The 10,642-nt window shown below is 60.3% G+C and carries 7 protein-coding genes; 5 read left to right on the top strand and 2 right to left on the bottom strand.

The genetic code is table 11. The features are described from left to right. Positions 1 to 2: 2 nt before the first annotated feature. Genes TSACC_RS19065 through TSACC_RS19050 form a run of 4 tightly spaced genes read left to right on the top strand, consistent with a single transcriptional unit; the run spans position 3 to position 5,108 of the window. Positions 3 to 953, top strand: coding sequence for a LamG domain-containing protein (locus TSACC_RS19065; protein ID WP_075081052.1), 951 nt, complete (start codon positions 3 to 5; stop codon positions 951 to 953). Beyond that, positions 950 to 1,768 (top strand): formylglycine-generating enzyme family protein, encoded by an 819-nt coding sequence (locus tag TSACC_RS19060; RefSeq protein ID WP_075081051.1) that lies wholly within the window; start codon positions 950 to 952, stop codon positions 1,766 to 1,768. The genes TSACC_RS19065 and TSACC_RS19060 overlap by 4 nt, the downstream gene beginning before the upstream one ends. Before the next feature lie 14 nt (positions 1,769 to 1,782). Next, positions 1,783 to 3,249, top strand: coding sequence for a glycoside hydrolase family protein (locus TSACC_RS19055; protein ID WP_075081050.1), 1,467 nt, complete (start codon positions 1,783 to 1,785; stop codon positions 3,247 to 3,249). Further along, positions 3,246 to 5,108 (top strand): heparinase II/III domain-containing protein, encoded by a 1,863-nt coding sequence (locus tag TSACC_RS19050; RefSeq protein WP_075081049.1) that lies wholly within the window; start codon positions 3,246 to 3,248, stop codon positions 5,106 to 5,108. Before TSACC_RS19055 ends, TSACC_RS19050 begins: the two co-directional genes overlap by 4 nt. Positions 5,109 to 5,148: 40 nt before the next feature. Here the strand turns inward: TSACC_RS19050 and TSACC_RS19045 are convergent, their stop codons facing one another. Next, complete coding sequence (locus tag TSACC_RS19045; protein ID WP_075081048.1) at positions 5,149 to 8,475, bottom strand: exo-rhamnogalacturonan lyase family protein; 3,327 nt, start codon at positions 8,473 to 8,475, stop codon at positions 5,149 to 5,151. A gap of 83 nt (positions 8,476 to 8,558) precedes the next feature. On the opposite strand from TSACC_RS19045, the gene TSACC_RS19040 reads away from it, so the two are divergent. Further along, entirely contained in the window at positions 8,559 to 9,464 is a 906-nt protein-coding gene (locus TSACC_RS19040; protein ID WP_075081047.1) for an NAD-dependent epimerase/dehydratase family protein, read from the top strand. On the opposite strand, the gene TSACC_RS19035 is transcribed toward TSACC_RS19040, so the two are convergent. Beyond that, entirely contained in the window at positions 9,458 to 10,534 is a 1,077-nt protein-coding gene (locus TSACC_RS19035; RefSeq protein ID WP_075081046.1) for a winged helix-turn-helix domain-containing protein, read from the bottom strand. The two genes, TSACC_RS19040 and TSACC_RS19035, sit on opposite strands and share 7 nt — an antisense overlap. Positions 10,535 to 10,642 lie beyond the last annotated feature (108 nt).

Below are 10,642 nucleotides of genomic sequence, written 5' to 3'. Positions count from 1 at the left end.
CCATGGTTCGTTATCTCCGCCTTCCCATGGTCGCTCTCCTGGTGAGCTCCTCCCTGATGGCCAATCCACCCGGGAATCTCGAGCTTCATCTGGCCTTCGACGAACCGTCCGGCACTCCACAGATCCAGGATACAAGTGGAAAGAACCGCAACGGCCGCACCAATGAAAGCACGGACGGTAATGGCGTACCAACGACTCAAACCGTCCAGGTGAGCCCGGGTGGGCGCTATAGATTACTCACTCAGGGCTACCTATCCAATCGCCCGATGGAGGTCACGCTCATCCCCCGGGGCGAGACAGGGATTCCCTTGAGTGCAGGAGCGGACTTTGAAGTCGTCGGTGGTGCCATCCGGCTGCTTCGCCAGGACATCCCGGCCAACTCGAAGCTAAGCTATACCTACTATTATGAAAATGCTCCCCTGCCTCACCAGCCGGGCATCGAGGGTAATGCCCTGGAGTTTGACGGGATCAATGACTGGATCGACATCCAGTGGAACGAGCCGCTCGACCTTTCCGCTGGCCTGACCATCTCAGCTTGGATCAACCCCGAGAAACGCAGGTCTCCGATCGAACTGCTCTTCAAGATCGAGGACGGCGCCGGACTGTCGTTCTACGAGAATACGCTCGCCTTTCTCTTTGCCGGATCATTCCGGGGTTCCGATCCCAAGTCTGATCGCGTAAGCTTTAAGAACTTCACCCGCCCGGTCGGCGAATGGACTCACATCGCGGTCGTCACCAATGGCAGCGACATCCGGCTGTACGTCAACGGAGTGGAAGTCGATTCCGCCCTCGGCGTGCTGCAGGGCGCCAGCCCGACCCCGCCGCAGTCAACCTCCATCCGCATCGGCGGCGGGATGTCCTACAACTACAAGGGGCTGCTGGACGACCTGCGCATCTACAGCACGGCACTCGATCCCGCCGAGATCGCCGCGCTCGCCAAGCCTGCCAAATGAAACACCTCGTCCTCGGCTTCATGCTGTTGTCATCGCTCGGAGGAGCATCCGCCCGTGCAGGAGAGCAGACCACAGCCTACGCGCAAGATGCAGGCCTTCCGGAAAAGTGGACCGCCCCGGGCGGCATGGAGTTTGTGCTGATCCCTCCTGGCACGTTTACCATGGGCCGGGCAGAGGCATCAGACGCGCCCCCTCACACCGTCAGGATTTCCAAGCCCTTTTATCTGGCCACCACGGAAATGACCCAAAGCCAGTGGAAGCGCGCCACGGGCAAGATCCACTCGACCTACTTCCCCGGCGACGATCATCCGATCAACTGTGTCAGCCACGTACAGATCACTCAAATGTTGAAAACCTTGCAAAAAGACATCCCGGGAGCACGCCTTCCCACTGAGGCCGAGTGGGAATATGCCGCTCGGGCCGGCAGCTCGTCTGAGCAGGCCGCAAACCTCGAGGCAAAAGCCTGGACCGCCAGCAATAGCAACAACACAGTGCAGGCCGTCGGAAAGAAAACACCAAATGCCTTCGGCCTATATGACATGCAGGGTAATGTCTGGGAGTGGTGTGCCGATTTCTACGATCCCGATTATTACCAACGCGCGCCGGAACAGGATCCCAGCGGTCCGCAGAAATCACTCTATCGTTATGTCGTGATCCGGGGCGGTTCCGCCCTCTTCGGAAACGAAGCTAGTGACGTTGGTAACCGCGCCTTTTCCCAGGCCGGCCGCCCTCGACCGGACCTGGGCCTGCGAATCGCCATTAGCGTGACCGACGCTTTCCGTCAGGCACTCGCAAACCCGCCAGCCACCCGCTAGGCATTTCCTAAAGAATGCACCCGCTCGACTGCCAGCACATCCTCTACACTCCTCCCGGGTCTCTTTGCGGAACCCTCGGAGATTCCCAGGTTTTCTCCTGGCAGGGCACGCTGCATCTGTTTCATCTGGTCCTGCCCAACCATAGCCTGATCGCCCATGCGACATCGCATGATGGCTTTCGCTGGCAGGCCGACCAGCCCGCTCTCTTTACGGGCCAAAACGGCATGTTCGACGATGACATGCTCTGGACCATGCAAGTCATCCGGCACCCGGAGGATGATCTCTTTCTGATGTACTACACAGGCTGCTCCCGCAAGGAACACGGGCAGGTCCAGCGCATCGGCCTGGCTACCAGCCGGGACCTGATTCACTGGGAGCGCTACTCCGAGACTCCCATACTCGAGGCCGCTGCGCCTTATTACAACTCCTGCCTCGACCGCGTAGGCTTCGTTTCATTCCGCGACCCCTACGTCTTTCATGACGAAGAGGGAAAATGGCATATGGTTTTCACGGCTCGCACCGCAGAGGGAGATCGCTTCCTCTCCGGCTGCATCGGCCACGCAACGTCTGCCGATGGATTTGAGTGGAACCTGGAGCCGCCGCTCTTCGCCCCGGGGGAGTGGGAGGACATGGAGGTACCATGCATCATCCGGGGTCCCGAGGGCTGGGCGTTGTTCTTCAATGATTTCACCCGGGCCACCACGCATTGCCGCATTGCCCGGGATCTCAACGGCCCATGGCGCCGCCCCCGCCGCAGCCAGCTGCTCCCGGCCAGCCATTTCGTCTGGAGATTTACCGAGTGGCAGGGACGCACTCTCATGTGGAACTCTCTGCGTACCACCGCCAACTGGCCGATCCGCTATGTCCCCGCCGGCGCTTCCTTCACCCTCCAAAGTCCCGCCAGGGAGCTGAAATGGACTGCTGCCGGAGAGCCTGCGCTACACTCCTGGGAGGCCTGGGAATCCCGCGCGACTGAAGACTGGCAGCAGTGGTCCGAAGCCAGCGCGGAGACATTGAGCGGCAATGGCCGGACCGCAGTTTTTCACCCGGGCTGCTTCGATCACTTCATCCTCGAAGGCGAACTTGATGGCTCCGCCTGCGCCCGGCTCGGCATCCTCTTCCGAGCCGACGAAGCAGGAGAGCAGTATCTGGCCATCGAACTCGATCCGCCCAACCGACGTGCCGAACTGCACCAGTACCAGATCGCCCGCCCAAGCGTTCCCCGCCTCAAGTTTAGAGGCCCCACCCTGCAGCAAAATTCAGGCTACCCACCCATCCTAGATCGGCCGACCTCGTTCAGGCTGGTTGTCTGCGGCGAGTATATTGAGTTCAGCCTCGATCATCAGATCCTCCTCTCCCACGCCAGCTACGCCCTGAAAAATGGAAGCATCGGGCTGTTCCAGATCGAAGGAACCGCCGCATTCCGCCATCTCCGGGTGCGCCGACTTGCTCCGCCGTGGCAGGAACCCATCAATTCATGACGCCCTTTCCATCGGTCAACCTGCTTGACCTTTCCGCCGAGGCGATTCACGCCCGGATCACCCAGCCGACACTCCAGCATTTCACCGGGCTCTACCTCACGCGGGCGCGCGCCTTGCTTGATCCTGACTCCCCGCAATTCCTCGATCACCGAAAGCTGGAAAAGCCCTTCTGGCGGTCACGCGAAGGCATCTTCGTCGTTCCGCAAGCGATGCAGATTCTCGCGCTCGCCGGGGCGATCACACAGGAAAGCGCTTTTAGCGAAGCCGCCCGCGACGTGCTGCTTGCCATCATCGACCATGGCCTGGCCGACAGCGCTTCGCTCGCCTGGGGTGTCACCACCTCCGGCTGGCGGCATGGCGAAGGGCACGATAAATTCCTCCTTGCGCTGGGCGTCTGGTGCGTCCTGGAGTTTGCTGGCAGCTCATTCGCGCCGCAGGATCGCAGCAAGGTCAAAAAGTTCCTCGAAGACTCCCTGCAAATTAGCCTCGCCCTCACGCAGCAGGATAATGCCAACGTCACCAACAACCGCGGAATACGCGGGCTGGCTGCCTCCGCTCTGTGGGCACTCATGCTCGATTCCTTCGCTCCGGCCGCAGACCGCGACACCATCCTGAAGCGCGCCTGGATCAGCCTGGAAAAACACCTGTACTTTGTCTTCGATGCCCAGGGCGCGCCGTACGAAGGGCCGGCCTACGCGGGCAACACCCTCGGCAGCCTCACGCTCGTGGCGGAGATCCTCCGCCGCGCCGGGCAGCCCGACATCCTGCAGCACCGCTCCCTGGAACGCCACCCGCGCTACCTCGCCTACGAACTGACGCCGGGACAAGCCACGATCAACAACCTCAACGACTCGCACGCCCAATGCGGGAGTATCAGCGGCTGCCTGCATCGCATGTCTCTCCCCGGTGGGGAGATCATCGCCTGGCTGGCCCGCCAGCTCGATCTCGCCCCGCAGCGCACCGACGGTGAGTTGGTGAATACCCCCGTTATCCGGGATTATCTCAACTTTCTGCTCTGGTGGGATGAGTCAATTCCCACTCGATCGCCCGACGACTTGAAGTGGCCGACCTCTGCAGTGTTCCCCATCCGGGGCGTGGCGTCGCACCGCACGGGCTGGCACTCCTCCGACATCCTCGTATCCCATTTCTGCGGCCGGCAGGAGGTGCTCTGCCACCGGCAAGGCGATCAAAATCACGTCGCTCTTTATGCTGGCGGCGAGCGCGTGCTGGTGGATGCCGGTTACGGCGATGAGCACAAGGACATGAGCCAGAAAATGAATCGCTGGTTCGGTCTGACCGAGGCACACAACTGCGTCCTAATTGACGGCCTCAATCAACGCGGCGTGCTTGAGGCGCCAGGCTGGGGTGAAGGGGAAATGCTGGAATTTGGCAACACCGAGACCCGCTCCTATTCGCTCGGCGATGCATCGTCCGCGACGGGTAAGGATCATCGAGTACGCCAGTCCCGACGCAAGGTGACTCTCCATCGTCTGGAACTTGCGCCCGTCGTGACCATACTGGATGTGAACGAGCGTGATGGCGGTTCATTCGTCACCGAGATCCTGTGGCATACCCACCCTGACAATCGCTGGTCAATTCACGCCACAGGCGGGATCATTCATACGAAGACCCTCGATTGGCACGTCTTCGTCTTTAACCTTCGGAACGAAGCCTTCCAGACCTTCGGAGAGGACGGATTTGGCCGCCCGCGCCTCCGTGTCCGTTCGGAAAGCGCGCTAAGCGAATTTGCGACCATTCTGATCCCGCTTCCCAAAGACCAGCCCTCGCCCATCGTGCGCCGCACCGGGCGAAACCTGGAGCTCCAGCTCCCCTCCGGGCGGATCACCCTGGAGCTTTAGTTTCTCCATCCGGAGCGCTGGCAGGAGTCCGGCGCTCCGATCAGTCCGACGCAGCGTCATCGGCTTCCTGTTCGGTGTCGCCTCCCGCGGCGGGTTCCAGCGTCACAGTTTGAGCGCCGCCGTTCCATCCGATCCGTACCGCGCCCCTCACGACCAGCGTCCACGGGGCCGGGAATCTCGCAGGGTCCAGGTCAATGACCGCGCTGTTGCTCCTCGCGCCAGCCAGCACCGAGGCGCTGCCCGCCAGTTGGTTGCGGGCGTCAAACACCTCCACATTGCCGACGGTCCCTCTCTTCTCCCAGGTCCTGGCATCGTAGGTCGCCTCCACCTTCAAGCTCAGCGGACCTGAGCCATCGACCTTGAGCAGCGATGTGGAGGGCCCCAGATTGGTCATTTTGTCCAGTTTGGGCAGTACGGTGGCCTTGGCGATCGACGGCGGCTTTAGCTCGGTCTCAGGATATTTCAGCCCCGCATCGATCAACGCCTGCAAGTAGTAGGGAACGATCTGCGTCTGGCTGTGCGTGGGCTTGAAAACACGTTCGCCGAACCCATCCAGTGGATCACCAGGATTGCGGTATATCTTCCCAAACGTCGGCGCAGCCTTGGGCAGGAACATCTTCAGATATTCGGCATCTCCAGTCCAGCGCCACGCCAGAGCGGCCAGCTCAAAGTGCGTGTAGTTCAGCGTGTTTCCGACCTTGAGGACATCCAACACCGGCTGCTGAATACGTACGTCGCCCGTGAGATTCCAGTACCGCATGACCCAGCGGTCGTGAAAAAACGGATGCGCAGGGAAGGCGGGCACCTCGGAGAAGGGACGGCTCAGCATCGCGTCGGCCAGTTCGTGGATGTAGGCGATGGCCTGGGGTTCCCAGGTGTTTTCATAAAAGCTGAGGACCTCGCCCAGCGTCGTGCATGCCTCGCGGCTCCGCTCGGTCGGCAGCGTCACCAGCCCGAGGGATTTAAACCAATTTCTCGCGAGATTCAGTCCGCTCCTGTCTCCAAAGAGCAGGTAGCGGAAGAGATTGGCGTCGGGATTGATGAAGTGTGCGGCCACCTCCACATAGTCGTCGCCCACCACCTCGCCCTCTCGGGCAGAACCCCAGGGCGTGAATCCCTTCACGTGGTAATTTGCACCCGGCAATTTGCCGAGCAGCGTGCGGCTTTCGTCAGAGTAATTGACTGTTCCTACGTCCATGAAGTGCTGCGAGGCATTGTTGGCCCAGTCCTTGTTCCGAAAATCGCCCGATCGGAAATACATGAAATTGTAATCCCAGGGATTCTGGTAGTGGCTGTTGAGCCACCAGCGATGCGCCTGCGGTCGCAGTGTGGTGGGACTCCAGTTGTTGTGCACGTCGGGCCATATCCACATCCCGTAGTCACCCAGATAGTCGACCGATGAGGTAAATCCATGAAAGGCTTGCGCCCAGAAGTCGTCCCAGGAATCAGTGACTCCCTTTTGCTTTCCGGCAAACCTGCCCTCGACTTCACTCAGACCGTTCCAGACTGGGTCGGAGATGCCATGGAGATTGGCGGCAAACATCTGATTTGCCGCTGCTGCGTCGACCTCGGGAATCGTCTGGGCAAACTGCAACCGGAAATCCGTCGTGATCGCCATGCCCATTCCATTGCCGGACAGCGCATTGATGTCCTGATTTTCAATGATCGGCGGATACACCTTGCGCATCGCGTCGAAGTATTTCTGCGGGAACTTCAGATCGAGATATTTGCCCTGATGGGCATAGCGAATCTGATGCAGATGATCCGCACTGAGTTCCTCCTCTTCGGTGAAACTCACTCGGCCGTGCTCGGGCCATTGGTAAATTACGAGAGCATTGGGACTCCAGGCGATCTCCTTGGGGAACAACTGCCAGAGATTTCGCACGCTGACCTGAGTCGTACCGAGGGAGCCGGAAACGGTCACCCATCCATCCGCCCGATTCGCCGGAATCGCAGGCCCGGATATACCCTCCACAGCAACCTGATCCGGTCGCGGCTGAATGATCCATTTGGTCGTGACCGGAGCGCTGTTTGCAGGCGGTTTCTTTTTCGGGTCAAGCGAGGGCAACGCGGGGATTTCGCCCGACTTCGTCGATGCATCCAGTCCCGCCGCCCATTTTTGGGCATCAACCACCGGCACGAGGAAGCCAAGCCGAGCCAGCTTTTTCTCGTCCGTATTGAAGGTTAGAACGGTTCGCTGGTGAACATCGATCCATGGCTGCCCTGCCCAGGCGGTGAAACGGATTTCGTACCGGCACAGGCGTTCGTTTCGAGGATTGGTCAGCCATCCGGTCGCCAACACGGTCACGCGAACCGATCCCTGCTCCTCGATACGCACCTCCGCTGCCTCATCGAGGGCTGATTGAAAAACCATCTCCCGCTCATCGATCAGAAAGGGGCCTCCCTCGCCCTGGACGAGCGGCTTGTCCTGCCCCGCGAGCTTCACTGATCGAATGCCCGTGAATGGCGCCTTGCCGATTTCAAAGGTGATCTCACCGGTGCTTACCACGATTTCCTTGTCCGTCTCGGCAATCTTCAGCGTGGATGGAGGCAGCGGCGTATTCTTGCGGATCACCCGATACTCTGCTGGTCGGCCATCCTGATAGCGGGCTAGAAAACTGAGTCCGAGCCACTTTACCTGCTGTCCAGGGTACCAGGTCGCCCGCTGGGTGAATTGCGCATCGACAGGCTTGCCGTTCTCCAGCAGCGTGAACTCCTCCGGACTCTGGGCCTGGTGACGGGGAATGGGGATGCCTGTAATGATCGGGCTGATCTGCCGTCCTTTTTCCGGCGCAGCTTGCAGCACCAGCGGGATGCCGCCTTCCGGAATTGGCCGGGTGTTCCGTCGTTCGGCGATCTTGGAAAACTGCGCAGGCCGGAGCGTCCAGACATTGCCTCCCACCTCAAACTCCCCGGTCATCTCGTAAGCGCCGACAGGTAGCTTCTCGATCGGAAGGAGCGCGGAAAACTTGTGATCGACCGTCACCTCCTGCCGTTCCACGGTCTTGCCGTCGGTCTTCAGTTCGAAGCGCACTTTTCCAGCCGCAGGATTCCCGGAAAGCGGCGTCAGGCAATAGATGAGCACCTGGCCGACCGGGTCATCGGCGAAATACACCTGCCGGTCTGTCAGTATCTCCCTTCGGAACGGAATCTGCGCCCGCTGGGTGTCATAGGGGGTGAACTTGAGCGGAAGCTGGCTGAGCTTGCCAGATCGATCCGAGACCGACGCTTCCTCGGTCGGTGTGAGCGGTGCCGGGCGGACCTGCTGGAGAAACTCTGCCTGCGCACCGAGCACTCCCGCCAACGCGCCAATCACCACCAGGGGAATCCGTCTCATCGTTCCTGCTTGCTTGATGATGGCGTTCATTGCGAAACAATCCTCGTTGTCAGTCGTTGTGACATCTTGATTCTCCTGCTGAAAAGCACCATCTCTCACTATCCTGTCCCCACATGAAGATCCTTGTCACCGGAATCAACGGCCGCTTTGGCATCGCCATCGCCCGACTCGCCGCCGAACGAGGCCACGAAATCATTGGAGTCAGCCGGAGGGGCTGGCCCGATTCCCAGCCTTTGCCCCCCGGTGTCACCTCGCTAAAGCTCGATACCGCCGATATCTCCGCCATGACGGAACTCATGCAGGGATGCGAGGGATTCATTCACACCTCCGGCCTTCACGGTTCTCATCTGAAAACCCACAGCCTCGGCGACTTTCTCGACATCAACGTGACCCAGGTTGGGAGGCTTCTCACCGCCGCCCATTCCGCCGGACTGAAACGTATCTGCCTTTCCTCAACGCTTCAGGTTCATTGCGGCTACACGCAACGCGCCTCCGGCACGATGATCCTGGAAGAATCCCTGCCTCCCCGGGGTGATACCGCCTATAGCATTAGCAAACGGACCATGGAGGTCCTCGGCGAGGAAATGGCCCGCGCGTACGGACTCTCGATCATCTCTCTGCGATTGGGAGCCTTTGGCTATCTCGACGACGACGCACTCGGCCCCAAGCTTCTCAACCTCGCCATCTCCACGACCGATGCCGCCCGCGCGGCCTATCTCGCCGTGGAGAATTCGGGCTTCCAGGGCGAGGCTGTCATCATCGCGCCAGCATCCCCGTTCCGCCAGCCGGACCTCGCCGAGGGACTGCTGAATCCCGAGGCGGTGGTGGAACGCTACTACCCGGGCGCAGGGGCAATCCTCCAGCGGGAGGGACTCCCGGTGACCGCGGCACAGTTTTCCTCCGTCTGCTCCATCCGCCGAGCCAGGCTACTTCTCGGCTGGGAGCCGCAACTCACATTTGAATCGTGGCTCCGCATTAAGGGCTGGACCGGGGCATTGCCGGAAGCCGGCTGTCACTGACCGCCGAGGCGGGGAAAGGTTTCTCCTTCGTAAAAATCCGCGATCACGGAAAACAAACCCGGCCGCGTGTAGCCGCTGTCCAAAATCTCTGAGAGCATCCTCAGGAATTTCTTGAAGAGCCGCTGCCGCTTGATCGTGTAGCAGGCCATCGTCGGGATCACGTAGTCGATGTAGTTTTCCCGCCCGATAGAGATCAGTCCATAGTGCATGCCCGGCTTGAGATCCTGCGCCCGCAGGACAGAGAGAGCCATGAGAGCGTGCTTGGGCCGCACCACGAGGATCAGGGGCGGATGATCGTCGCCTTTCTTGCTCCGCATGATCTTCTCCACGGCACGCCGTACGCCGATCATCGTCGTGTCATGCGAATAGAGGGCCGCATCCCTTTGTGGATGCTTCGCCTGGGCTTCCGCAAAAAATCGCGCCGTCTCGGATGTCTGCCGATTGGCGGGGATCAGCAAATACGGACCCGAGTAGCCCCGCTGCATGGCCAGGGAAAAGGCATGCATCATCACAGACTGCATATCCATGGCTAGGATGGGGATTTCCTTGGAACGAATGCTCGGAGCCAGGGCCAGACAGGGCAGCCGGTTGGCTTCGAACCAGTGGAGGACATCCGCGGGCGGGCCGATCAACACCCAGCACAGCTGCCTCTCCCTCGAGGTCAGGTCTCGCAACGCCGCCGGAGTGGTGAGGTTGGAGTTTGACACGATCCGGACCTCGTGTTTGGACCCCACCGCCAGCTGGATCTGGCTCATCAGGGACAGGGAAAAGGGGGACAGCTCATCGAGCGGCGCAAAGCCCAACACGGTCACCCCCCCCGCCTTGCGAGGAGCCTCGACGCTCACTTTCTGCGGAATGATCCGATGATTCTGCCCGCGGGAGGACTCGATCAACCCGGCCTTTCGCAAAATCTCCAGGGCATCGCGAATCGTCGGTCTGCTCACCTGGAAACGCCGGGACAGGTCCAGCTCCGACGGAAGCACGTCTCGCATCAATCCGGTTTTGATTTCCTCCTGCAAGATATCGCCCACTTGAGCCACCAAAGAATACCGGCGAGGGATCGGGTCCATGAGTGAAGATAAGAATAAGAATTCATCGATTCCGCCATGTCCAGCGACAAGTTTGGAGAACTGACAAGCGAAGAGGACTTCTGAATAAGCGTCCGCCACGGAAGATGA

It is taken from the genome of Terrimicrobium sacchariphilum (assembly GCF_001613545.1).
GTDB classification, from domain to species: Bacteria; Verrucomicrobiota; Verrucomicrobiia; order Chthoniobacterales; family Terrimicrobiaceae; genus Terrimicrobium; species Terrimicrobium sacchariphilum.
This window is presented reverse-complemented; position numbering and strand designations above follow the sequence as displayed.

What these genes read in the sequence shown, in the direction of transcription:
- TSACC_RS19065 (WP_075081052.1), top strand. Translation starts at nt 3, where the DNA reads ATGGTTCGTTATCTCCGCCTTCCCATGGTCGCTCTCCTGGTGAGCTCC.
- TSACC_RS19060 (WP_075081051.1), top strand. Translation starts at nt 950, where the DNA reads ATGAAACACCTCGTCCTCGGCTTCATGCTGTTGTCATCGCTCGGAGGA.
- TSACC_RS19055 (WP_075081050.1), top strand. Translation starts at nt 1,783, where the DNA reads ATGCACCCGCTCGACTGCCAGCACATCCTCTACACTCCTCCCGGGTCT.
- TSACC_RS19050 (WP_075081049.1), top strand. Translation starts at nt 3,246, where the DNA reads ATGACGCCCTTTCCATCGGTCAACCTGCTTGACCTTTCCGCCGAGGCG.
- TSACC_RS19045 (WP_075081048.1), bottom strand. Translation starts at nt 8,475, where the DNA reads ATGAACGCCATCATCAAGCAAGCAGGAACGATGAGACGGATTCCCCTG.
- TSACC_RS19040 (WP_075081047.1), top strand. Translation starts at nt 8,559, where the DNA reads ATGAAGATCCTTGTCACCGGAATCAACGGCCGCTTTGGCATCGCCATC.
- TSACC_RS19035 (WP_075081046.1), bottom strand. Translation starts at nt 10,534, where the DNA reads ATGGACCCGATCCCTCGCCGGTATTCTTTGGTGGCTCAAGTGGGCGAT.